The sequence below is a fragment of the Chamaesiphon sp. VAR_48_metabat_403 genome (genome assembly GCF_031422475.1).
In the GTDB taxonomy this organism is placed as follows: domain Bacteria; phylum Cyanobacteriota; class Cyanobacteriia; order Cyanobacteriales; family Chamaesiphonaceae; genus Chamaesiphon.
Genome location: NZ_JANPLS010000281.1, coordinates 12819 through 36817, shown reverse-complemented (window position 1 = coordinate 36817; position 23999 = coordinate 12819). Strand labels below are relative to the sequence as shown.

Annotated in this window: 17 protein-coding genes and 1 pseudogene; 10 read left to right on the top strand and 8 right to left on the bottom strand. The window is 46.7% G+C overall.

The window, feature by feature from the left end; all coding sequences use genetic code 11:
- Positions 1–467 (bottom strand): annotated as a pseudogene (locus RMO79_RS24570) (pyridoxamine 5'-phosphate oxidase family protein); the annotation flags it as partial.
- 331 nt (positions 468–798) lie between these two features.
- On the opposite strand from RMO79_RS24570, the gene RMO79_RS13355 reads away from it, so the two are divergent.
- Positions 799–1845: a tRNA dihydrouridine synthase gene (locus tag RMO79_RS13355; protein ID WP_396136591.1), complete on the top strand. Its 1047-nt coding sequence runs from the start codon at positions 799–801 to the stop codon at positions 1843–1845.
- 95 nt (positions 1846–1940) lie between these two features.
- Here RMO79_RS13355 and tsf read toward each other — a convergent pair whose 3' ends face one another.
- From tsf to cobS, 3 genes are all read right to left on the bottom strand, one after another.
- Positions 1941–2885, bottom strand: coding sequence for a translation elongation factor Ts (tsf, locus tag RMO79_RS13350; protein WP_310483653.1), 945 nt, complete (start codon positions 2883–2885; stop codon positions 1941–1943).
- A 182-nt stretch (positions 2886–3067) separates the two neighbouring features.
- The gene (gene rpsB, locus RMO79_RS13345) at positions 3068–3862 is read right to left on the bottom strand and encodes a 30S ribosomal protein S2 (RefSeq protein WP_310483652.1); all 795 of its coding nucleotides are present in this window, start codon (positions 3860–3862) and stop codon (positions 3068–3070) included.
- A 212-nt stretch (positions 3863–4074) separates the two neighbouring features.
- A complete protein-coding gene (cobS, locus tag RMO79_RS13340) occupies positions 4075–4830 on the bottom strand; it encodes an adenosylcobinamide-GDP ribazoletransferase (protein ID WP_396136590.1) in 756 nt (251 codons plus the stop codon).
- Between the two features lie 164 nt (positions 4831–4994).
- Here cobS and rsmA point away from each other — a divergent pair, with 164 nt between their 5' ends.
- Positions 4995–5840 carry a 16S rRNA (adenine(1518)-N(6)/adenine(1519)-N(6))-dimethyltransferase RsmA gene (gene rsmA / locus RMO79_RS13335; protein WP_310483650.1) on the top strand — a complete coding sequence of 282 codons (846 nt, stop codon included), beginning with the start codon at positions 4995–4997 and terminating at the stop codon, positions 5838–5840.
- 86 nt (positions 5841–5926) lie between these two features.
- Here rsmA and ruvX read toward each other — a convergent pair whose 3' ends face one another.
- Both ruvX and RMO79_RS13325 read right to left on the bottom strand, forming a co-directional pair.
- Complete coding sequence (ruvX, locus tag RMO79_RS13330) at positions 5927–6343, bottom strand: Holliday junction resolvase RuvX (RefSeq protein ID WP_310483649.1); 417 nt, start codon at positions 6341–6343, stop codon at positions 5927–5929.
- A gap of 206 nt (positions 6344–6549) precedes the next feature.
- Positions 6550–7533 carry a DUF5895 domain-containing protein gene (locus tag RMO79_RS13325; RefSeq protein WP_310483648.1) on the bottom strand — a complete coding sequence of 328 codons (984 nt, stop codon included), beginning with the start codon at positions 7531–7533 and terminating at the stop codon, positions 6550–6552.
- A gap of 510 nt (positions 7534–8043) precedes the next feature.
- On the opposite strand from RMO79_RS13325, the gene rpsT reads away from it, so the two are divergent.
- The 7 genes from rpsT (at position 8044) to RMO79_RS13290 (ending at position 21941) form a co-directional block, all read left to right on the top strand.
- Positions 8044–8331, top strand: a complete 288-nt coding sequence (gene rpsT, locus RMO79_RS13320; RefSeq protein ID WP_310483647.1) for a 30S ribosomal protein S20 — start codon at positions 8044–8046, stop codon at positions 8329–8331.
- A 36-nt stretch (positions 8332–8367) separates the two neighbouring features.
- Positions 8368–9162, top strand: a complete 795-nt coding sequence (locus RMO79_RS13315) for a TatD family hydrolase (protein ID WP_310483646.1) — start codon at positions 8368–8370, stop codon at positions 9160–9162.
- 316 nt (positions 9163–9478) lie between these two features.
- Positions 9479–12781 (top strand): DNA-directed RNA polymerase subunit beta, encoded by a 3303-nt coding sequence (rpoB, locus tag RMO79_RS13310; protein ID WP_310483645.1) that lies wholly within the window; start codon positions 9479–9481, stop codon positions 12779–12781.
- Between the two features lie 155 nt (positions 12782–12936).
- The gene (locus RMO79_RS13305; RefSeq protein WP_310483644.1) at positions 12937–14811 is read left to right on the top strand and encodes a DNA-directed RNA polymerase subunit gamma; all 1875 of its coding nucleotides are present in this window, start codon (positions 12937–12939) and stop codon (positions 14809–14811) included.
- 154 nt (positions 14812–14965) lie between these two features.
- On the top strand, positions 14966–18994 hold the full coding sequence (locus tag RMO79_RS13300; RefSeq protein WP_310483643.1) for a DNA-directed RNA polymerase subunit beta': 4029 nt from the start codon (positions 14966–14968) through the stop codon (positions 18992–18994).
- A 273-nt stretch (positions 18995–19267) separates the two neighbouring features.
- Complete coding sequence (locus RMO79_RS13295; RefSeq protein WP_310483642.1) at positions 19268–21217, top strand: M48 family metallopeptidase; 1950 nt, start codon at positions 19268–19270, stop codon at positions 21215–21217.
- 46 nt (positions 21218–21263) lie between these two features.
- The gene (locus RMO79_RS13290) at positions 21264–21941 is read left to right on the top strand and encodes a hypothetical protein (protein WP_310483641.1); all 678 of its coding nucleotides are present in this window, start codon (positions 21264–21266) and stop codon (positions 21939–21941) included.
- Here RMO79_RS13290 and RMO79_RS13285 read toward each other — a convergent pair.
- Positions 21930–23168 (bottom strand): CCA tRNA nucleotidyltransferase, encoded by a 1239-nt coding sequence (locus tag RMO79_RS13285; protein WP_310483640.1) that lies wholly within the window; start codon positions 23166–23168, stop codon positions 21930–21932. The genes RMO79_RS13290 and RMO79_RS13285 overlap by 12 nt on opposite strands.
- Before the next feature lie 42 nt (positions 23169–23210).
- Between RMO79_RS13285 and RMO79_RS13280 the strand changes: the two genes are divergently transcribed.
- Complete coding sequence (locus RMO79_RS13280) at positions 23211–23459, top strand: Ycf34 family protein (RefSeq protein ID WP_310483639.1); 249 nt, start codon at positions 23211–23213, stop codon at positions 23457–23459.
- Positions 23460–23554: 95 nt separating this feature from the next.
- On the opposite strand, the gene tsaE is transcribed toward RMO79_RS13280, so the two are convergent.
- The gene (gene tsaE, locus RMO79_RS13275) at positions 23555–23995 is read right to left on the bottom strand and encodes a tRNA (adenosine(37)-N6)-threonylcarbamoyltransferase complex ATPase subunit type 1 TsaE (RefSeq protein WP_310483638.1); all 441 of its coding nucleotides are present in this window, start codon (positions 23993–23995) and stop codon (positions 23555–23557) included.
- Positions 23996–23999: the final 4 nt, after the last annotated feature.

The window sequence follows — 23999 nt, the reverse complement described above, 5'->3', positions numbered from 1 at the left end:
CTGCTAACACCATCAGTCGTGCGTCCACTCATTTCATCTGCTTCGAGCTGATAAATCGCGATCGTTTCCGCACGTCCCCACGAGTCAGTCCAAGTCCGATTAATTGCTGGCGAAAGATTGGCATCGCGCTGTTTGACTAGTACCATCACTCGATCGATTTCTGGTTTCGCCGTAACTTGTTTGGCTTTACCCATGACGATTATCGTTCCGATAGGCTACGCCAACGCGCTCCGCCAATGTTCGGGGCCATGTAACTCTTCAACCTGCAAACAAACATCGGGATCTACGTCGATATCATGAGTCTTCATCCCCACAGTTGTAAATAGGTAAATATTGCTATTTTCGAGATAATAATGCATCGGCATCACACAAGGTTTACCCGCATGGATAAAGCCCAAATGACCGTACCCGACTTTGTGTAGCAATTCGTGAATTTCATCTTGTCCCATTTCATCGATATCTAGCACGATTTTTTCCTACTGTAAATTTTCATCCTTATTGTGCGATCGAGCTGCTAATTTGGAATGTTAAAACATCTTCGATCGACGTTCTGATTGTATAAGACTCTGCTAATAAATAAATCGCTAAATAGATAGATTTATTAAGGCAGTTAGAGAGTATTCAAAAAGTAGTTGTAGTTGTAGCTGTAGCTGGGTTGAGAGCAACGCGAAACCCAACACACTCGCAGATTACCTCCGGTAGGCTGTGCCTACGGCAGGCTACGCCAACGCCAACGATTGTGTGGATGTTGGGTTTCATTCTTCAACCCAACCTATTACCTTCTGGTATGCTATTGGTATGACGCTTCTCAATTATGTGCCCATTCTTGATGCTACGATCGCCACTGGTGCGGCGGTGACAGCCTTAGCACCCATGCAGGATGTGACGGATGTTTGCTTTATGACGACGATCGCTGAATATGGCTGTCCTGACTACTTTTTTACTGAATATTTACGGGTGCATGAGACTTCGCGCCCAGAAAAACATATTCTTAAAGCAATTACCGAAAATACTACAGGTCGCCCGATCTTCGCTCAAATGCTCGGAGAGAGCATTCCCGATCTGGTGCGGACGGCACATTTACTCAGCCATTATCCGATCGCCGGAATAGACTTAAATATGGGTTGTCCCGCGCCCAAAATTTATCGTAAGAATGTCGGTGGGGGACTGTTGCGCGATCCAGATAAGATCGATCGAATTTTAGGCGAGTTACGATCGGCTATAGCTGGACGGTTTACAGTCAAGATGCGGATCGGATTTGAGGATACCACTAATTTCGATCGCATCTTGGCATCGATCGATCGACATCAGATTGACCTATTAAGTTTACACGGTCGGACGGTTAAAGAAATGTATCACGGTACCGTTCATTACGATCTCATCGCCCATGCGGTATCGCGATTGCGATGTCCGGTATTGGCGAATGGGAATGTGACTTCGGCAGCAACCGCATTAGAAATTCTCAATTTTACCAAAGCAGGGGGAGTCTCGATCGGCAGATCTGCCATTCGTAATCCTTGGATTTTTAAGCAAATTCGTCAAGCCTTAGCAGGAGAAACAGTTGAAGTGGTGACGCTAGGGCAGGTACGCGATTATATCGATCGATTGTATCGGATGCCTAAGCTCCAAGCTACAGTATCGCGCGTCAGTCGGATGAAGATGTATCTCAATTTCATCGGACAGGGGGTAGATCCGGCGGGGATATTTTTGAAAGAAATGCGTAAGGCGCGGACTGAGACGGAGTTGTTTGCTGTTTGCGATCGCGAGTTATTAACTCATCCCGATCGGGTATTTGCCGAGAACCCATATCCAGGACTGTGGGCACGTCCGGGTTGCGAGGGATAGGGGAAAATCAGAACGTTTTGTAAGCTGGGATCTGTCCCACAAAAAAGGATGGGTCTAAATTTAGACCCATCCTTAACACTAATTCTACCTAAAAATTACATTTTGCCCATTTGAGCGGCAACTTCAGCAGCGAAATCAGATTCTACTTTCTCGATACCTTCACCGAGAATAAAGCGAGTAAAGCGACTGACTGTAATCTCTTCGCCCAATTGTTTGGCAGTTTGGCCGATTAATTCGGTGACACTGATATTCTGATCCTTAATGTAGGGTTGATCTACCAGGGTCATTTCTTTGAGCCGTTTGTCGATACGTCCTTGGACGATCTTTTCTTTGATATTGTCGGGTTTATTGGCAATATCATCGCGTCCCATTTCGATTTCTTTTTCCTTACTCGCGATCGCTTCAGGAATTTCACCAACATTGATATACTCAACGTTGGGACAAGCTGCAACTTGCATTGCCAAGTTCCGTGCCAAAGCTTTGAAATCGTCGCTATTTGCGACTTTTGCAGATGCACAACCGAGTTCTAGCAATACGCCAACGCGTCCGCCAGTGTGGATATAGCAATCGACAGCACCTTCGGTACCCGCTGCAATTTTATAGTTAGCCAAGCGACGCACATTGAGGTTTTCACCAATTCTGGCAATTGCCAGTTTGAGAGCCGCATCTACGGTAACATTAGGGTCGGCAGCATAAGGTTGTGCCAGTAATGCTTCAACACTATCAGCCGCAATCGCCTGTTTGGTCAAACTTTGTGCTAAAGCTTTAAAATCATCGTTCCGCGCCACAAAGTCAGTCTGACAGTTGAGTTCGATGAGTACGCCAGCTTTACCATCAGCCTGTGTGAAATTTTCCACCAAGCCTTCAGCCGTAATCCGATCTCCTTTTTTCTCAGCCTTAATTGCTCCGGATTTCCGCAACCAGTCTGCTGCTGCGTCGAGATCCCCACCTGTTTCGGTGAGTGCCTTTTTGCATTCCATCATTGGTGCGTCGGTCTTTCTCCGTAATTCTTGCACCATCTTTGCAGTTATTTCAGCCATTTTCCTTATATCTGTGTTCGAGATGGTTTTTGGTAGAGAGGTAAGGGAGTAAAGGGTAAGGGGGAAAGGGTAAGGGGGAAAGGGCAAACGACACGCATTCATCCCTTCCCCTTTCCGCTTTCCCCCAACCTCGCAATCAAATAAATAACTGCGACAACAACCCTACTCCCTACCTTCTAATTTTAGCCTTCGCTGCTTTCTTCGCCCTCAGCTTCGACTAATTCGCCTTCTTCATCGTAGTCGTCTTCGGCATCTTCGTAGCCGTCGTAAGGATCGATGTCAGCACCTTCGAGCTGACCGTGATAACCTTCATAAATCGCATCGGCGAGTTTGCCGAGGATTAGTTTAACGGAACGAATTGCATCGTCGTTGGCGGGAATTGCTACGTCAACCAAGTCGGGGTCGCAGTTGGTATCTAGTAGCGATACGATCGGAATGTTCAGCTTTTGGCATTCTAACATCGCGTTATATTCCCGTCGTTGATCGACGACAATTACGATATCGGGTACCTTCCGCATTTTTTTGATTCCGCCCAGATATTTCTGGAGTTTCGCCATTTCCCGTCGCAGTACGGAAGCTTCTTTTTTAGGTAACAAATCTAGCGCGCCGCTGGCTTCGCGACGTTCGAGATCTTTCAAGCGTTCGACGCGAGTTTTAATTGTCGTCCAGTTGGTGAGCATTCCCCCCAACCACCGTTGGTTGATGTAGGCTGCACCACAGCGACTCGCTTCTTGAGCGATAATGCCTGCTGCTTGACGTTTGGTTCCGACAAATAGAAACCGTTTGCCTTGTTCTGCGGCTGTCCGCATGTAAACATAGGCTTCTTCCATCAACTGGGCAGTTTGCACCAAGTCGATAATGTGTACGCCGTTGCGCGCAGTGAAGATGTATGGAGCCATTTTGGGGTTCCAACGTCTGGTTTGGTGTCCGAAGTGAACGCCAGACTCCATCATTTGCGCCAAGGTTACTACTGGCATAAGATTCTTTACTCCTAATCGGGTTTATCCTCCATCCAGGCTGTATTCCGCTTGCGAAACACCCGAATTCCTGAATGTGCGAATTTTTAGACAACCTTCTAATGATAGCGTAAATTGCTCGTTCTTAGGAGGTGGGAGATGGGAGTTCGGAGATGGGAGTTCGGAGAGATATTGGTGATTCTCAATCCAAAATCCAAAATCCAAAATCCAAATCAAACTGGGATAGTACACAAACAGAGGATAAATGTTTCTGTCCATTCGACGATGGCTCCGTAAGTGTCGCCAGTGTGTCCGCCGAGACGACGATGAAAATAATAGCCGATCGAGACAGCAATCGTACAACTAACAATCGATCGTAATAATAACAATAGCCAAATTTCAGGCTGTAAATAGATCTGACAGCCAGTGACAGCTAAAACGAACGCTAACCCTAGCAAAACATCTACAGGTAAATTCATCCCCTGGCGGTGAAATGCGCCCTTGCCTTGCACCTTCAGATAGGGGTATAGGGCGATCGCTAGTACTTGTCCCCAGCGACTCCAGCCTGTGGCGAGTAATAATACCCACGATCGATCTGTGGTTATTGCAGATAGGGCGCAAGTTTTGAGTAAGATGATAACTACTGCTACCATCGCCCCAAATGCCCCGGTCACGCTATCGGACATTACTATCAACCTTCTGTCTGGATCTTGCACTGCCAAGCCATCTGCGGCATCCATCGCCCCATCGAGATGCAATCCTCCCGTCCACCAAATCCAGAGTACGATAATAAAACCCGATCGAACTAATATGGGCATTTGCAGCCAATTCAAGCCCCAATCTATGCCAGCTAATCCTCCCCCTAATAACAACCCAATTACAGGTGCCCAACGCGCAATGCGGGTAAAATCTAATTGAAGTTGAGATGAAACGGGGAAGCAGGTATAAAAGGTCAGGGCAGCGAGTAGGGAGTTGAGGTTGAGTAGCACGGGTGAGGGATAGAAGATCTTAAAAATAAGTAATGCTTGAGGAATTTTTATATTAGTCGATCTAGACCATTCAATACCGATCGACAACCAGAATTCGAGCGAGTCGAAGATAGCTATGTCGTGACAAATAAAATCAGAGTATCATTCTATTCCTTATTCACTAAATGAAGACCAAGAAACAATTTGGGCAACATTGGTTGCGAAACGAACGAGTACTCGATCGCATTATTACAGCCGCCAAGATCGATCCAACCGATCGCATTTTAGAAATTGGTCCCGGTACTGGCATTCTCACCCGGAGATTAGTTACTGTTGCCAGTGCGGTGGTGGCGGTGGAAATCGATCGAGATTTGAGCGCGCTACTCGTCAAAAAGATGGGGCATCTCGACAATTTTCTATTGTTAGAAAATGACTTTCTCAATCTCGATGTCGATAGTAATTTAACTGCTTTTCCTAATTTCCAGCAAGCGAATAAAGTTGTCGCAAATATCCCTTATAATATCACTGGACCGATCCTCGAAAAACTTTTAGGTAATATCGTCCATCCAGCCGAACGACCTTTCGATTCGATCGTACTATTAGTTCAGAAAGAAGTCGGAGAGAGATTATTTGCCAAGCCGAGTACTAAAGCCTTCGGCGCATTATCGATTCGGGTGCAGTATTTAGCCGACTGCGAATTAATTTGTCCCGTTCCCGCACGCGATTTTTCGCCGCCGCCAAAAGTCGATTCGGCTGTAATTAGGCTGACTCCAAGACAGTTAAACTTGAAGGCAAATAATCCGAAAATGTTAGATAATTTAGTTAGACTTGGATTCAGTACGCGCCGAAAAATGCTGAGGAATAATCTACAAAGTGCGATCGATCGAGAAGCTTTAGTCGAATTACTTGTATCATTAGGTATCGGTGCTGAAATTCGTGCTGAAGATCTCAGTGTCGAACAATGGATTCAGTTATCTAATTTAGTAGCCGAACGAAATATTTTAATTCCGATCCAATCGGAACTACATTAGCTTAGGTTATCCAAAATCCTGTCTTGACTCGCTAAACCGTCGGGTTCCCCGACGAGCGCGAGTCGCAAAATCCAAAATGGTTCTGACTATCGACGATCGTCAAGCCATTGTTGTAATATTACCGCAGCCGCAATTCGATCGATCGTCGCTTTATTTTGAGATACTGATATTTTTGCTGCTTTCATCATTTCTTCAGCAGCATAGGAAGTCAACCGTTCGTCTATATATTCGATCGGTAATTCTATAGCTGTTGCGATTCTCCGCGCAAATTTCTGGACTTGTTTGGCTTGCGATCCGATCGTACCATCCATTGTATAAGGTAACCCCAATACCAAAATCTCTACCTGTCGCTCGGTAATAATCGCGGTTAGTTGTGCGACATCTTCTAGAAACGAAGCTCGCCAAATTGTGGTAATTCCTGTCGCCATCAATCCCAATCCATCGCAACCAGCAATGCCAATCCGCTTGCTACCGACATCTAATCCTAATGCTGCGACTCTCATGAGTGTGTAAAAATTGGGTAAGTGTATCGATTTTAGCTCATTTTTAAAAACTTTTTAGCTGTTTTATGTCCGATCGGATCTGCTAGCGATCGTCAGTGTAAGCGATTTAACAATGCTCGTCAATCACAAAAAAATAGAGACATTAACTTAATGTCTCTAGATCTAAATTATATTGAATTTATCGATCGAATGGATATCATCAGCGATTAAGCCGCTAATTCACCAACAATCTCATCTTCAGGTTTGTCGAGTAAATTCAGGGTGTTCGACCGTGGTAAAGTAAGCTCTGTCGTAGGTGCTAGCAAATTGAGAAACCTGTCAGCAATTGCATCTTGGCGACCTAAAAAGAACTGTTCCCAGTTAGCTTGAGTTGGAGCCACATGGCTGTACACTTTACATGCAGGCGATTTAGCATTATTACCAGCTAGTTCGCGTTTGACAGTAAATTGAAAAACACAGAGGCTATTGAAGCGAGCATCTTTAGCGCGTGCGGGAATTGAATTAGCGATAGCGTGACATTTAGTAACTTCGTTTACAAGTTGTTGCCAATGAAAGCTAAAACTCGCCTGGTTGGCACCTTTAGCTACATAAGCGAAGCCAATTTCATGTAATGGTTGATTTTGCTCGTCTAGTAGTAAAATTTCATAGCATTGTGCGGTACCATATTGAGCGCGATCGCTATATAATTGTTTGCTGTATTGTCCGGCGACTACGAGGCGTTCTTCTTGACGAGAAACTTGTCTGTCGAAGGCAAATAACGGCGAACGGGGGACGACTAACATCCGGGGTGATTGAATTAGTAATCCGCGTTCTTTACCACCACTATTGTATTCATAAATAATTAGTTCGCTCTCATCAACATTTTGCCAACCCGCTTTGGCCATTTCGGTTTCAGTGATAAAATAACCGCAGTCGATGGGGCCATTTTCACCTCGCAATGCTTGAATTCTGGGCAAGCGTGCGTTAGGGTTGACATATTCCGGCGCAGCGAAGCGATCTTTGACTTCGGCGGCACTCGGTACGACGAGGATTTCTTCGGTAACGTCGAGTCGTGACGATGGGGTAATATTAATTTCGTCGATCGTTGCTGTACTCCGTTGTCCATTAGTACCGGAACTTGGTTGGAGATCGGTCGTGGATGAGTATTCAGCAGTAGTGTCTTTAGTTGCTCTGGTTTTTGAGTAAGTCATAGATTCTGCTTGGGGAAGAATGTAAAAGTTCTAGGAGTAGTACTACTCATCAACCGGATCGTTAAATTACCTCGGTCGGGCTGTCGATGAGTTTGACTCAGGCTTTGCGTTTTAGGCGATCTCAGGTTAGCTGTGCCTGAGATTTATTGCTCGCCCTTGTTAGTACAAGCATATCATATTTTTTAAAAAATAGTACGCAAGATCTAAAAATATGAGACTTTTGACGTACGCATCTTGTCTGCGGCTAGAGAAGCAAATGTAATGGCTCGAAAATATTGTCGATCGGGGGTAATATCGACCCAACATTGGGAAATAGTTGTTAGGATGTTTACATCAGGGCAACACTCGCTCGCTATTGTCCGCAGGAACCATTCAGATCTCAACCGAGCGAATTTACATTTGTTTAAACATCGACAGTTAAATCCCTTGTAAATTTTCAGAGCATTGTGCTATGATAATATGTCTGGCATTATGTCAATTTTTTAAACGTGAGTTTTCCCAGGGCTAACTGTGGCAAATATTAAGTCTGCAATCAAACGTGTCGAAATCGCCGAGCGGAATCGGCTTCGCAATAAATCCCACAAGTCTGCGGTACGGACGCTGATGAAGAAATACTTCATAGCCGTCGAGAAACATACAGAGACCCCTTCAGACGAAACCTCGGCTGAAGTGAAAAAATGTATGTCCGAAGCATATCAAAAGATCGATAAAGCCGTTCAGAAAGGCGTGCTACACCATAACAATGGTGCCAATAAAAAATCTCGTCTGGCTAAAGCAATAGCAGTTAAATCTGCCTAGCCAAACCCCCGACCGCAACCAATTAATCTGTGCTAAATGCAGCTAATTGACACTCACGTTCATATCAACTTCGATGCCTTCGAGGCGGATCTAGATGCAGTGCGCGATCGCTGGCGGGCAAATGGAGTCGTACAACTCGTACATTCTTGTGTCACGCCAGCCGAGTTTAGCAAAACCCAAAAATTAGCAGATCGGTTCCCCGAACTGTTTTTTTCAGTCGGCTTACATCCTTTGGATGCAAGTTTATGGCAAGCGGATCTCGATCTTCAGATTCGCGAATTGGCAAGTAGCGACAAACGGGTAGTTGCGATCGGCGAAATGGGTTTAGATTTTTTTAAAGCCGATAACCACCAGTTACAGGTCGAAGTTTTTCGATCGCAGCTTCAGATTGCAAATGAGCTAGGTTTACCAGTCATCATTCACTGTCGCGATGCTGCCACCATGATGCAGCAAATTTGTCAAGAATTTCAATCGGAGTTCGGGCAAATTAAAGGTGTCATGCACTGTTGGTCGGGAACTCCTACCGAAACCCAGTGGTTTCTGGATTTGGGATTCTACATCAGCTTTAGTGGGGTGGTTACTTTTAAAAATGCGACCCAGATTCAAGATTCAGCCCGACTCGTACCGCTAGAGAAATTGCTAGTTGAAACTGATTGTCCGTTTTTAGCTCCCGTGCCCAAACGCGGCAAACGTAACGAGCCTGCCTTTGTCAGTCATGTTGCTAGCTATCTAGCCCAACTACGCGGCGAAGACCTCGATACACTAGCCGATCGCACTACTGTAAATGCTCGCCACCTATTTAGATTACCAGTATTAGCTTCAGTTGACTAATTATTAAATATATTTAAGCTTCATTCACCAACTCGCGCTACATTCTCATAATTCGCTATACTTTCGCCACGAACGACGATCGTTAACCCATGCTCACAGGTCGATATTTGTCAAATATACCAGATCCAATATCTATGCAGCAGTTACTATTGGCAGGAGAGATTTGCATGACCGACTTGATTATCTCATCCTGAATGTTAACATCCGAAAAATTCACAGATCGCCAGCACCCAGCTCTAATTCGTGCCAGATCTTACTGAATTAATACTAATCGATTGTCGATTGCCGTTGAGAACGCACTTAGAAGAGGAATATCATGACTAGTCAGATTACTACGACAGCATCCACTTACATGCTGCCAGATTTGGTAGAGATTCAGCGTTCTAGCTTCCGCTGGTTTTTGGAAGAAGGACTGATTGAGGAATTAGATAGCTTCTCGCCGATTACTGACTATACTGGCAAACTAGAGCTGCGCTTCTTAGCGAAAAACTATAAGCTCAAACGTCCTAAGTACGACGTAGATGAAGCCAAGCGACGCGATGCGAGTTATGCGGTACAAATGTACGTGCCCACTCAGTTGATCAACAAGGAAGACAAAGGCAAAATCATCGAGCAAGATGTCTTTATTGGCGACTTACCCCTCATGACCGATCGCGGTACGTTTATTATTAACGGTGCCGAGCGGGTAATTGTCAATCAGATCGTTCGATCGCCTGGAGTATACTATAAGTCCGAGCTGGATAAAAACGGTCGCAGAACTTATAGTGCCTCGCTGATTCCCAACCGGGGTGCGTGGTTGAAGTTTGAGACTGATAAAAATGATATCGTCTGGGTGCGGATCGATAAGACGCGCAAGCTTTCGGCACAGGTGTTGTTAAAAGCTTTGGGTTTGACGGATAACGAGATTTTTGACTCGTTACGTCACCCTGAATTTTATCAAAAGACGATCGACAAAGAAGGTAACTTATCTGAAGAAGAAGCCTTGATGGAGCTATATAAAAAGCTACGTCCGGGTGAACCGCCTACTGTCAGTGGCGGTCAGCAATTGCTTGACTCGCGCTTCTTTGACCCGAAACGTTACGATTTGGGTAAAGTTGGTCGGTATAAATTGAATCGTAAGTTAAGGTTGACTACGCCCGATACCGTGCGGGTATTGACTCCTCAAGATATCTTGTGTGCGATCGATTATCTGATCAATCTTGAATTTGATATCGGTAGTACCGATGATATCGACCACTTAGGCAATCGCCGCGTGCGTTCGGTGGGCGAATTACTCCAGAACCAAATTAGGGTTGGTTTAAACCGTTTAGAACGGATCATTCGCGAACGGATGACAGTTTCAGAAACTAGCAGCCTCACGCCTGCGAGTTTGGTCAATCCTAAACCCTTAGTCGCCGCAGTTAAGGAATTTTTCGGATCTTCCCAACTGTCCCAGTTTATGGATCAAACCAATCCGCTGGCGGAATTGACCCACAAACGCCGACTCTCAGCTTTAGGCCCTGGCGGTTTGACCAGAGAGCGCGCGGGTTTTGCAGTGCGAGATATTCACACCTCCCACTACGGGCGGATTTGTCCGATCGAAACGCCTGAAGGCCCTAACGCTGGACTGATCGGTTCGTTAGCGACTCACGCACGGGTAAATCAGTATGGATTTATCGAAACACCCTTTTTACCTGTCGAAAATGGTCGGGTCAAACGCGAGCTAGAAGCCCAGTATATGACAGCGGATCAAGAAGACGATTTGCGGGTAGCACCGGGCGATATTACCACCGACGAGGATGGTTATATCTTAGGTTCGACGATTCCCGTCCGGTATCGGCACGAATTTACGACTACCACGCCAGATCAGGTAGATTATGTCGCAATTTCACCCGTACAGATTATTTCGGTCGCGACATCTTTAATTCCCTTCCTCGAACACGACGATGCCAACCGCGCCCTGATGGGTTCTAACATGCAACGTCAGGCAGTCCCTTTACTGCGCCCCGAACGTCCCTTAGTCGGTACTGGCTTAGAAGTCCAAGCTGCACGGGATTCGGGGATGGTAATCGTGGCTAAATTCGATGGTGTCGTCAGCTTTATCGAAGCTGAATCGATCGATGTTAAGGGCGATAATGGTCGCACACAGAAGTATCTGCTTCAGAAATATCACCGTTCTAATCAGGATACTTGCTTAAATCAACGTCCGCTGGTTAAGATCGGCGATCGAGTCGTCGCAGGTCAAGTATTAGCCGACGGTTCGGCAACTGAAGGCGGCGAGCTGGCTCTGGGACAGAATATTCTGGTCGCTTATATGCCGTGGGAAGGGTACAACTATGAGGATGCGATTTTAATTAGCGAACGCTTGGTGTCTCAGGATTTCTACACCAGTATCCACATCGAGAAGTTTGAAATTGAAGCGCGTCAGACTAAATTAGGCCCTGAAGAAATCACCCGCGAGATTCCTAACGTGAGTGAAGAATCATTGCGAAACCTTGACGAAACCGGAATTATTCGGAAAGGAGCCTGGGTGACATCTGGCGATATTTTAGTCGGTAAAGTCACTCCTAAAGGTGAATCCGATCAACCGCCAGAAGAAAAACTATTACGGGCGATCTTTGGTGAAAAAGCGCGCGATGTCCGCGATAACTCCTTACGCGTCCCCAATGGTGAAAAAGGTCGCGTCGTCGATGTCCGGGTATTTACCCGCGAACAGGGCGACGAATTACCACCCGGAGCCAATATGGTCGTCCGTATTTATGTCGCCCAAAAACGGAAGATCCAAGTTGGGGATAAAATGGCCGGACGACACGGGAATAAAGGGATCGTCTCGCGAATTATGCCTGTCGAAGATATGCCCTATCTCCCTGATGGTACCGCCGTCGATATCGTCCTCAACCCATTAGGCGTACCATCCCGGATGAACGTCGGACAGGTCTTTGAATGTCTGCTCGGTTGGGCGGGACACAACCTGGGAATGCGGTTTAAGGTCACGCCATTCGATGAGATGTATGCACCCGAAGCTTCGCGGACGACAGTTCATGGCAAGCTCAAAGCGGCGGCAAAAGCACAGGATAAACCCTGGATTTTCGATAAAAACGAGCCAGGTAAAACCACAGTGTACGACGGACGTACGGGCGAAGCCTTCGACAGACCCGTAACAGTTGGGAAGGCATATATGCTCAAACTCGTCCACTTAGTCGATGATAAGATCCACGCGCGCTCCACTGGCCCTTACTCCTTGGTTACCCAACAGCCCCTCGGCGGTAAAGCTCAACAAGGCGGTCAACGGTTTGGAGAAATGGAAGTATGGGCACTCGAAGCCTTCGGTGCGGCGTATACCCTCCAAGAGTTGCTAACCGTCAAATCCGACGATATGCAAGGTCGTAACGATGCCCTTAATGCGATCGTCAAAGGGAAATCGATTCCTAGCCCTGGTACTCCCGAATCATTCAAAGTACTGATGCGCGAGTTACAATCCCTCGGTCTAGATATCGCCGTCCATAAAGTCGAACAAACACCCGACGGCGACAGCCGCGATGTCGAAGTCGATTTAATGGCAGATGTCAACACCCGCCGCGCCCCCTCTCGTCCCACCTACGAATCCTTCGCTCGTGGAGAAGATTTAGAAGAAGTGTAGGAAGGCTTTAGGTGTTAGGTTTTAGGCTTTAGGTTTGGAACGCGCTGCGTTCTCCTAATATTTTTCCGATACCTAAGAGGTAATCCCTAAAGCCTAATCCCTAATTCCTAATTCCTAAAACCTAATCGCTAAAACCTAATCCCTAAAACCTAATTATGCGTCAAAAGCTAGAAACCAAGTTTGATTACGTTAAGATTGGGATTGCGTCGCCCGATCGGATTCGAGAGTGGGGTTCGCGGAATTTACCCAACGGACAGCCAGTTGGCGAAGTTACCAAGCCAGAAACCATTAACTACCGGACGTTAAAACCGGAGATGGATGGCTTGTTCTGCGAGCGAATTTTTGGCCCAGCCAAGGATTGGGAGTGCCATTGCGGTAAATACAAGCGGGTGCGCCATCGCGGGATTGTCTGCGAACGTTGTGGGGTCGAAGTAACTGAATCTCGCGTCCGCCGTCACCGGATGGGCTTTATTAAACTGGCCGCGCCAGTGGCTCACGTTTGGTACCTGAAAGGGATTCCCAGCTACTTGAGCATCTTGCTTGACATGCCCTTGCGCGATGTCGAACAGATTGTCTACTTTAACTCTTATGTCGTGCTATCTGCGGGTAACGACGATACGCTCGGTTATAAGCAACTACTCACTGAAGAACAGTGGTTGGAAATCGAAGAACGGATTTATAGTGAAGATTCCGAACTCGAAGGAGTCGAAGTCGGAATTGGCGCAGAAGCCGTCCAGCGGCTCCTAGAAGACCTGCAATTAGAAGAAGAGGCTGAAAAGCTCCGGGAGCAAATTAGTGAGTCTAAGGGGCAAAAACGCGCCAAGTTAATCAAACGCCTGCGGGTAATCGATAACTTTATCGCGACTGGGAGCCGTCCAGAATGGATGATCCTCAGCTATGTACCCGTAATTCCCCCCGACTTGCGCCCGATGGTGCAACTCGATGGCGGTCGGTTTGCGACTTCAGATTTAAACGATCTCTATCGCCGCGTGATCAACCGGAATAACCGTCTGGCAAGATTGCAAGAAATCTTAGCACCAGAAATTATCGTCCGGAACGAGAAGCGGATGCTGCAAGAAGCCGTCGATGCCTTAATCGATAACGGCAGACGCGGACGCACGGTAGTGGGAGCCAATAACCGCGCCCTTAAATCCCTCTCGGATATTATCGAAGGGAAACAAGGACGCTTCCGTCAGAACTTGCTCGGTAAACGGGTCGATTATTCGGGACGTTCGGTAATTGTCGTCGGGCCAAAACTGAAAATCCATCAGTGTGGATTGCCACGAGAAATGGCGATCGAATTATTCCAACCGTTTGTAATTCATCGGTTGATTAAAAATAACCTCGTCAACAATATTAAAGCTGCCAAGAAACTAATTCAACGGGGCGACCCCACCGTTTGGGATGTCTTAGAAGAAGTTATCTCTGGACACCCAGTGATGCTAAATCGGGCACCAACTCTGCACCGTTTGGGGATTCAAGCCTTTGAACCAATTATCGTTGAAGGTCGCGCCATTCAACTGCATCCCCTCGTCTGTCCGGCATTCAACGCCGACTTCGACGGAGACCAAATGGCGGTTCACGTTCCGCTCTCGCTAGAATCTCAAGCTGAAGCCAGACTGCTAATGTTGGCAAGCAATAACATTCTATCGCCAGCCACGGGTTCGCCGATCGTCGCACCATCACAGGATATGGTCTTGGGTTGTTATTATTTAACCGCTCGGAATCCAGCCTTAGCCGAAACCGACAGGTATTTCGCCAACCTTGAAGATGCAGTCCGAGCATACGATCGCGCCGAACTCAATATCCACAGTTTTATCTGGGTCAGGTATGACGGTTTAATGGAGTCCGACGATGAGGAAAAAGAACCGCTAGAAACGATCGATAATGGCGACGGTACCAGCACTAGGCTCTATAAGTATCGCCGCGTTCGAGAAACCAGCACGGGCGAACTGCTCTCTCAATACATCTACACCACCCCAGGTCGGATTATTTATAACAAGACCATTCAGGAAGTCCTTTCTGTTTAGGGGATAGGGAATAGGGGATAGGGAATAGGGATTGGAAGATTAGGAACCGAGTGTTTCATTCTTACCCTTTACCCCTTCCCCTTTACCCTTTACCCTTTACCCCCTCTTGACCCTATCCCCTATCCCCTATTCTCTATCCCCTATCCCCTAGATCATGAGCGAAAAAGAGAGAAAGCCGATCGCATTTAACAACCGGATGGTTGATAAAGGTCAGTTGAAAAAGCTGATTACCTGGTCGTTTCGGCATTATGGTACCGCGCGGACGGCACAGATGGCGGACAAACTCAAAGAATTGGGTTTCCGATTTGCGACTAGAGCAGGTGTCTCGATTAGTATCGACGACTTGAAGATTCCGCCGATCAAAAAGGAAATGCTCGAAGCAGCCGAAAATACGATCGACGAAACCGAAGCCAAATACACGCGCGGTGAGATTACTGAAGTCGAACGGTTCCAAAAAGTAATCGATACTTGGAACATCACTTCCGAAAGTCTCAAAGATGAGGTAGTAATTAACTTTAGAGAAAATTATCCGCTCAACTCCGTCTATATGATGGCGTTCTCTGGGGCGCGGGGTAACTTGTCGCAAGTCCGTCAGCTTGTAGGGATGCGCGGCTTGATGGCGAATCCTCAAGGGGAAATTATCGATTTACCGATTAAAACCAACTTTAAAGAAGGCTTGACGGTGACTGAGTATATTATTTCCTCTTATGGGGCGCGTAAAGGTCTGGTCGATACCGCACTACGGACTGCTGACTCTGGGTACCTGACGCGGCGGTTAGTAGACGTTTCCCAAGATGTGATCGTCCGCGAACACGACTGCGGTACCGTGCGGGGTCTACATGTCGAAGCGATGAAAGATGGAGATCGCGTCTTAATTCCGCTCAAAGATCGGATGCACGGACGGGTATTAGCCGCCGATGTGTTCCACCCCGAAACTAAAGCATTAATCGCCACCCGCAACCAACAACTAGATGAGGATACGATCGCGGCAATTACCAAAGCCGACGTGAAATCTGTCTTCGCCCGCTCTGCACTGACTTGCGAAGCCGCACGCTCTGTGTGCCAACTTTGCTACGGTTGGAGTTTGGCTCACGGACACCTAGTCGATTTAGGTGAAGCAGTCGGGATTATTGCCGCGCAATCGATCGGCGAACCCGGTACCCAGCTCACCATGCGGACATTCCACACGGGTGGTGTATTCACAGGGGAAGTAGAACAACAAATTCGCGCCCCTCACGATGGTACCGTCAAATTCTCTAACCTCCGCGTCCGCGCCGTCCGTACCCGTCACGGGGAAGACCGCGAGCAAGTAGAAGTTGTGGGCGATCTAATCGTCGAACCTAAAGGTAAAGGCAAGAAAAAAGTCTTTAACCTCACCCCTGGTTCGCTGCTGTTGGTTCCCGATGGAGCCGAAGTCAAAACTGGCGATCTCTTAGCCGAAATCGCTCTAAGTAAGGGCGGACGCTCGACCGAAAAAGCGACTAAAGACGTAGCCTCCGACTTAGCTGGGGAAGTCTTATTCGCCGATATCGTCCCCGAAGAAAAAACCGACCGTCAAGGTAACATGACGCGGATCGCTCAACGGGGCGGTCTGATCTGGGTACTCTCTGGTGAAGTTTATAACTTACCACCTGGTGCCGAACCAATGGTCAAAAACGGCGATCGGATCCCCGAACATGGGGTACTAGCCGAAACACGACTGATTTCGGTCAGTGGTGGGGTCGTCCGCCTGCGCGGCGAACGGGAAATTGATATTATCACCGCTTCCGTATCGCTCGATCGGGCTAAAGTAGAAGTCGATACCGAATCGGGACGGGAGCAATATACGATCGTCACCGACGACAATCAACGCTTCCAACTGCTCACCGTACCTGGCACTAAAGTTCAGAATAGCACCGCCGTCGCCGAACTGGTAGACGATCGCTATCGGACGCGCACGGGCGGAATTGTTAAATTTGCTGGGTTAGATGTCCAGAAGAAAGGTAAAGCCAAACAGGGCTATGAGGTCGTTCAAGGCGGGACAATCTTATGGATTCCTGAAGAATCTCATGAGGTGAATAAAGACATCTCCCTGCTCAACGTCGAAGATGGTCAATTTGTCGAAGCAGGTACCGAAGTCATTCGCGATATCTTCTGCGGCATTAGCGGCATTATCGAAGTAGTTCAAAAAAATGACATTCTCCGGGAAATCACCATCAAACCGGGCGAACTACATCTACTCGACGACCCAGAAGCGGGACAATCGGTAACGGGTACCATTTGTTATCCAGGTGCAAAACCAGTCCCCGAACTCGAAGCAGTGACCGAGCTGAGGTACTTAGAGTACGTCGAAACCCCCGAAGGTTCGGCATTACTAATTCGTCCCGTTGTGGAATATCACGTTCCCGACGAGCCAAATCTGCCATCGCAAGCATCGGTGAATCAAGCTGGTGCTGGGGGTACGAATGCTGAAGGCAAGTCTGTAACCATTGAGTTACGTGCCGTTCAACGCGTGCCTTATAAAGATGGCGAACGGGTCAAATCTGTCGATGGGGTCGAACTGCTTCGCACTCAATTAGTGTTGGAAATGGAGGCGACTAGCACGCCGCAACTGGCTGCCGATATCGAACTAATCAAAGACGAAGACACTGGCGAACTCCGCCTCCAACTGGTGATTCTTGAATCGCTCACCATCCGTCGGGATACCGCAGGCGATAACCTCGGTGGTAGCACTTATACCGAAGCTCTAGTGGCCGAAGGGCAAAAAATCGCCCCTGGTGCTGTTGTCGCACGGACAGAAATCCGCTGTAAACATCCGGGTGAAGTGCGCGGAATCCGTCAAGGTGCCGAATCGGTGCGCCGAGTCCTCATCGTCCGCGATACCGATCGGACGATCGTCGAAACTAATGGTGCTACACCAACTGTTAAAGTTGGTAAACTCATCGTTTCTGGTAGCAACCTCGCAGACGGAATCTCCAGTCCCGAATCTGGCGAAGTCGTCGAAATTAACGATAACCAAGTCGTACTGCGGATGGCTCGTCCTTATCGCGTATCCCCAGGCGCGATCTTGCACATCGATAATGGCGATCTCGTCCAACGGGGCGATAACTTGGTACTACTAGTATTCGAGCGATCGAAAACCGGAGATATCATTCAAGGTTTACCCCGGATCGAAGAACTGCTCGAAGCGCGCAAACCGAAAGAGCCTTGTATCCTCAACCGTCGGAATGGTCACGCATCTGTCGTCTACAACGATGATAACGAACCGACCGAAATTAAGGTGATCGATGCTAGCGGTGCAGTGGAAGAATACTTCCTCGGCCCAGGTCAAAACCTGCTCGTCTCGGACGGACAAGAAGTCAAAGCAGGACACTTACTCACCGACGGACAGCTCAACCCCCACGAGATCTTAGATGTCTACTTCAACCACTTCCGCGAGGAAAATGGGGTCTTTGAAGCAGCTCTACTCGCCCTCCAAAAAGCGCAGGCATTCCTCGTTAACCAAGTTCAATCGGTATACCAATCCCAAGGGGTGGAAATTTCCGATAAACACATCGAGGTAATCGTTCGTCAGATGACATCCAAAGTCCGCATCGACGACGGTGGCGACACCACAATGCTACCAGGCGAACTCCAAGAACTGCGTCAAGTCGAACAGGTAAACGAAGCCATGTCGATTACTGGTGCGGCTCCAGCGGAATATACACCCATGCTGCTAGGGATTACCAAGGCATCCTTAAATACTGATAGCTTTATCTCGGCTGCGAGTTTCCAAGAGACTACCCGCGTCTTGACTGAAGCGGCGATCGAAGGTAAATCTGACTGGTTGCGCGGCTTGAAAGAGAACGTGATTATCGGTCGTCTGATTCCGGCTGGTACGGGCTTTAACGCTTATGAAGACTCTAACTTCTCCAGTCCGATTATGGATAACGATTATGGCTCTCCCGGCATGTATGGTGCCTACGATGGCATTATCGGCAGCGATGAGGATATGATTCTCGACGATCGTACCGCCCGCAATTACGATCTCGACGACCCAACATTGGGTAGTTTATCGATTATCAAACCTTCGAGCCAAGAAGAAGAAGACGAATTTGCTGGACTCTACGGCGATACTGTCAAAGCTGCTAGCACTAGCGAGGAAGAAGAAGATTTCGACTGGTCACCACCGGGCGATAGCGACGAGGAAGATGATGATTTTTAATCGTAGCTAAGTAGGCAAAGTAAATTTATTAGATCGTTAGCTCACATTAATATGTGAGCTTTTTTTATTAGGGGAAATGCACTAAAAGATCGATCCTGCTGTAGAATAATTTGCTTGTTTCCTGCGGCTCGATTGATGATATCTCTAGATTGAAGATCCGTAAGTTTACGTAGATCGAGTGGTAACTGCTGGGGAATACTAACTTCATCCACTGAATTTGAGATGTAATTTTAAAGCGATCGGGCTGCAACTTTAGATTTTGAATTTTGAATTGTGAATTGTGAAGCGATGGAGTTAGAGCAGCAAGCTAGGTTCGATTCTTTGGTACGTCAATTAGAAAGATCGCCGCAACGGACGAAGACTAATTATCAAATCCACGTAGCCGCATTAGCGGCGATCGGGTATGGATATATTGCAATCGTTTGTCTGGGTTTATTGAGTAGTTTGTGGTTGCTAAAATGGTCGATCGAAGTAGCTCAACAGCAGCCGATGGCGGCGATTAATGCTAATGCTCTGCTGGCACATCCCGATCGGCTATGGCTGGGTTTTGGGTTGGTTTTGACAGTCGCGATCGCCTTTTTCTGGACGAAAGCTCCCATTCTTACCGATCTCGAAATCGATCGATCGGAATTCCCCGAATTATTCGAGACGATCGATGAATTAAGCCAGCAATTAAACGCCCCAAAGATTCATCGCGTCATTGTTAATTACGAACATAATGCGGCTGTCTCCCAAGTTCCCCATTTTGGTTGGCGCGAAAATTGTCATAATTATCTAATTCTGGGACTCCCACTATTACAATCGCTAACTCCCGCACAATTTCGGGCTACTTTAGCTCACGAGCTAGAACATCTATCGAATAATGATAGTAGTTTCATGGGCTATATTTTACGCGTCGGTCGCATGTGGGAGCAACTGACAGCAGATCGTAATTTATTTGTATTTCAATGGTTTTTTCGCTGGTACGAACCTGTAATTAAGGCTTATTCTTTTATCTCGGTACGCGATCGCGAATACGCCGCAGATGCTTCGGCAAAACGGATGACGAGTTCAGAAATTGCGGCTAGCGATTTAATTCAAACTTATATTTATCAATATTACTTACAAGAGTGTTTCAGCCGTCAACTCGATCGTCAAGCGCGTGAGTGTGAAACACCACCCCCAGATGTCGTTACTCAAATGTTAGCCGCCTTGCGCCAACCGCTCGATCCAAAAACAGCTCAAGTCTGGCTGGGATTGATTCTAGGGCAAGCTACCGACACCGATGATACTCACCCTTGCTTGAGCGATCGATTGGCGGCTATGGGCTATCCTACCCCCAAATTATGGACTCCACAACCGATTCTTGAGACGGCGGCAGAACACTTTTTTGGCGATCGATTGGCAGATTTAGCTGCCGAATTGGACGTGCAATGGTACGAGCAGCGCAAAGCGGTGTGGTTGATTCAACACCGACACGCACGCGCTCAACGTGAATATTTAATTACCCTCAATCGCGACAGTCAGACTGCACCGTTAACATTAGGAGCAGCAACTGTTCGCGCCGATTTGACTACCGAATTAGATGGTGAATTATTAGCTTTACCATTATGGCAAGCAATTCTAGATCGAGATCCCAATTGTGCGCTGGCAAATTATCAAGTCGGTAAGGCAATTGTCAATCGGGGACACCACAGCGGTTGTCCTTATTTAGAACGGGCGATTTCTTTAGATCCAGATTTAGTTGTAGCTAGTTGTGAGGAGTTATATCGCTTCCATATTTTTCAGGGCAATCTCTCCGCAACCGAGATTTATTTAGAGTGGCGACAACATCATTTACATAAACAATGGCGATCGAAGTTAGAACGCAATATTAAAGATACCGATCGATTTGTTCCTCACGATCTAGAAGCAAGTTTAATTACTGAAATTTGTCAGAAGTTAGCTCGGCATCCGGCAATCGATCGAGCATATTTAGTTTGCAAACCGATGCAAATTTTTCAAGATCGACCGCTCTACATACTCAGTTTAAAACTCGTAAAAAATCGAGAGCTAGATTTAGACCGACTCCAAGCCAATTTAGAATTAGAATCCGAAATTTGCGATCGATTACGAATCGAGCTAAATTTCATCAGACGACTGGTAATTGCCATGTTCGATAGCGAACGCTCGGTTTTTACCGACGAGAGAGAGTTAAAGCTAATCGGCAATATTCAGAAAATTCCCGACGCAAGAATTTTCTAGAATTTCTACATCTACCACTATCCATCATCCACTTTTCCCGATTAAAATGTCGAAGCATCAGCCGTCTAGTTTTTTAGGTCAATGGTTATTAGTTCAAATTTTTGGTGCGATTGCTTTAACGATCGCCACTCAAGCAATTGTAACTTTAATAGTTTTACTGTATCGTTTAGATAATTTAGCGATTGTCTATTGTCTGCGGTTATTAGCTTGCCTGCTGAGTAGTAGCATTCAAGGTTATCTACAATGGCAAATGCTCAAACAGGTAGTTAAGTATCTCGATCGGCAATGGATATATACAGCAATTGCCAGATTGCCGATCGATATTTTAACTTGGGGAATAATTCATCTCGGTATCGATAATTTCATCTTAGATGAAGATGGAACTTCATTAATTATTTTAGCAATTATTGGTGGGGTTTGTGGTGGAATTAACGGCATAGTTGTTGGTAATTGGCAAAAGTCTTTATTCAAGCAGCGTCTCTACTGGCGGTCTTTATGGCACGATTGGGATCGAGAACAGTTACTTGCTGGCGCACTGAGTGGGATTGTTGCGACAATGATTATTATTAGTTCGGTATTATTGTGTGGTTGGGATTGGATGGCATCGCCAATACCCGCATTTATCTGCTCGATCGGATTGGCTTCGGCTTCCCCAATTATGTATGGTGTAATTGTGGGCGATACCATTCAAGATGTATTCAAACAAGCAAAATTAATCGAGTAATTCGTTCGCTTTTAACTGTTGGGCAAATTGAAGTGCTTCATCTGGTGTGGAAACTTCGCATGTAATTCTTGCTAATTGAATTTCAGTGAGTAACTTACCAATCGTCGGGGAAGGTGGAATACCCAAATATTCGACTAAATCGCGACCATTAACAAGTGGAGTTGGATGTGCAACTTGGCTGTGTGGATCGAGATATCGATCGATTAAATCTTGTAACTTTCCTAGCTCGACTCCAGATGCAATCGCCATTAGTACCAATAACGGGAAATTATTGCCTACCGATTGAAACCAGAAATATTGTTCTGTTAAAGACATATCTGCTGCTAACAGTTGCGGCAGATAATTAATAATGGTAGTGACCACCTGAATTTCGATCGAACTAAACGTCAGGCGTAACATTTGAGCTGTCGCTACTGCCAAATCTGGAGATAATAAGATCGTCAGTTTACCGATCGCTTTTCGGTTAGTTGAAATTGTATCGCGTAAAGAGCGATCGAGTTCGCGATCGAGTGCGGGATAATGTTGTTTGACTAATTCGATCGATCGATCTAATTGAGTTAATCGGTGGTTAAAATTTTTAGCTACAGGTATTTCTAACCAACCAGCCAACAACTCGTCACTTACCATCGCCGTCAACCACTGGCTGCTATTGGGTGTCTGCAATAAATACCGCAACTCCGCTAATACCCGTTCGGCTGCAACCGTCGTCAACAGCGCGACTAATTCTCGAATCGCCGTTTGTGTGTTTGGTTCGATCGTAAAATTAAGCTGTGCCCCTTGACGATAGGCTCTAAGCAGCCGTAACGGATCGTCTGCTAAATTGAGTCTACTCACCATCCTAATCGTACGTTCCTGGATGTCCTGAGTGCCATTGAAGGGATCGATCGTTTCTTGTGTTTCTAGATTGTAGGCGATCGCATTTAAAGTATAGTCGCGACGGTTGAGATCGTCAGTAATATTTGCACCATCTTGTTGGGCGATATCTACCGTCATCCCTGGAAATACCACCCGTGCAATTTGACGTTCCGCATCCAACAACACGAATCCCGCTCGATATTCCGTCGCCAACCGTCTGGCTACCGCTACCGCATCGGCAGATATTACTAAATCTAAATCTAATTCGGCTCTTACCCGTCCTAACAATCCATCGCGTACCGCTCCACCAACCACATACACGGGTTTTGGTAACAAATTAAGATCGAATGGTAGATTTGCTAAAAATTGCATAGAATACAAGATATCGGTTAGTCCCTAACCTCTAAAAATCTGATGTGTATATGTATTAATTGCGAATATGTCGATCGCTGTACGACCTATCATGCAGTCGAGGAACAACATCAACAAGCACATTTAACAGCTTTACCCAACTTTGAAGCCACTCAGCCCCAAATTAATGTTAACATCCGCACTATCGATGATGGTGTAGAGATGGAATGGGATGTAGTTGGTTGTTTGAGCTTTACTAAAGATAGCGGTAAATGGTCGCGCCTGCGTCCGGGAGAATTAATTCCAACTTAGGCTTTAGGTCTACCACTTTTAAGGTGAGCATCTGTACTGATTAACTCTGTTGCGCCATTCTATCGAAGTTTGCGCGCTGCCTAGCGACGGTTACGTTAGATGCTCTCAATTGTGGAAATTTTAGCAACTCTACCCTCGATCGGATCGTAAGTTAGTTCGATCTGGATATAATCTGAGGGTAAATGCAATAATCTTTCCGACCATTCGATCGCAACGATGCCTAATTCGGTTTCTAACCCCAACCAATAAGATTCAAGTTGAAGATCGTCAACCTCCGCAGGGGTCAAGCGATAGAGATCTAAATGGTATAGTGGCAATCGCGCTCCACTGTATTCATTGATAATTGTAAACGTCGGACTGACGATCGAGTCGTCGATGCCCATTCCTTGGGCTAATCCCTGTACTAATGTCGTTTTACCACTCCCCAAATCGCCAGTCAATAACAGCACGCTCCCGGCTGTCAAAGATTTACCAAGTTCTATCCCCAAAATTTGGGTAGCCTTCGCATCTGCTAATCTGACAATCCGCTCGTTCATCGCC

Coding starts and splice junctions, on each gene's coding strand:
- tsaE (WP_310483638.1), bottom strand. CDS start 23,995: ATGAACGAGCGGATTGTCAGATTAGCAGATGCGAAGGCTACCCAAATT.
- ruvX (WP_310483649.1), bottom strand. CDS start 6,343: ATGAGAGTCGCAGCATTAGGATTAGATGTCGGTAGCAAGCGGATTGGC.
- rpoB (WP_310483645.1), top strand. CDS start 9,479: ATGACTAGTCAGATTACTACGACAGCATCCACTTACATGCTGCCAGAT.
- RMO79_RS13285 (WP_310483640.1), bottom strand. CDS start 23,168: ATGCAATTTTTAGCAAATCTACCATTCGATCTTAATTTGTTACCAAAA.
- RMO79_RS13305 (WP_310483644.1), top strand. CDS start 12,937: ATGCGTCAAAAGCTAGAAACCAAGTTTGATTACGTTAAGATTGGGATT.
- rsmA (WP_310483650.1), top strand. CDS start 4,995: ATGAAGACCAAGAAACAATTTGGGCAACATTGGTTGCGAAACGAACGA.
- RMO79_RS13315 (WP_310483646.1), top strand. CDS start 8,368: ATGCAGCTAATTGACACTCACGTTCATATCAACTTCGATGCCTTCGAG.
- RMO79_RS13355 (WP_396136591.1), top strand. CDS start 799: ATGACGCTTCTCAATTATGTGCCCATTCTTGATGCTACGATCGCCACT.
- rpsB (WP_310483652.1), bottom strand. CDS start 3,862: ATGCCAGTAGTAACCTTGGCGCAAATGATGGAGTCTGGCGTTCACTTC.
- RMO79_RS13325 (WP_310483648.1), bottom strand. CDS start 7,533: ATGACTTACTCAAAAACCAGAGCAACTAAAGACACTACTGCTGAATAC.
- RMO79_RS13290 (WP_310483641.1), top strand. CDS start 21,264: ATGTCGAAGCATCAGCCGTCTAGTTTTTTAGGTCAATGGTTATTAGTT.
- RMO79_RS13280 (WP_310483639.1), top strand. CDS start 23,211: ATGTGTATATGTATTAATTGCGAATATGTCGATCGCTGTACGACCTAT.
- RMO79_RS13300 (WP_310483643.1), top strand. CDS start 14,966: ATGAGCGAAAAAGAGAGAAAGCCGATCGCATTTAACAACCGGATGGTT.
- tsf (WP_310483653.1), bottom strand. CDS start 2,885: ATGGCTGAAATAACTGCAAAGATGGTGCAAGAATTACGGAGAAAGACC.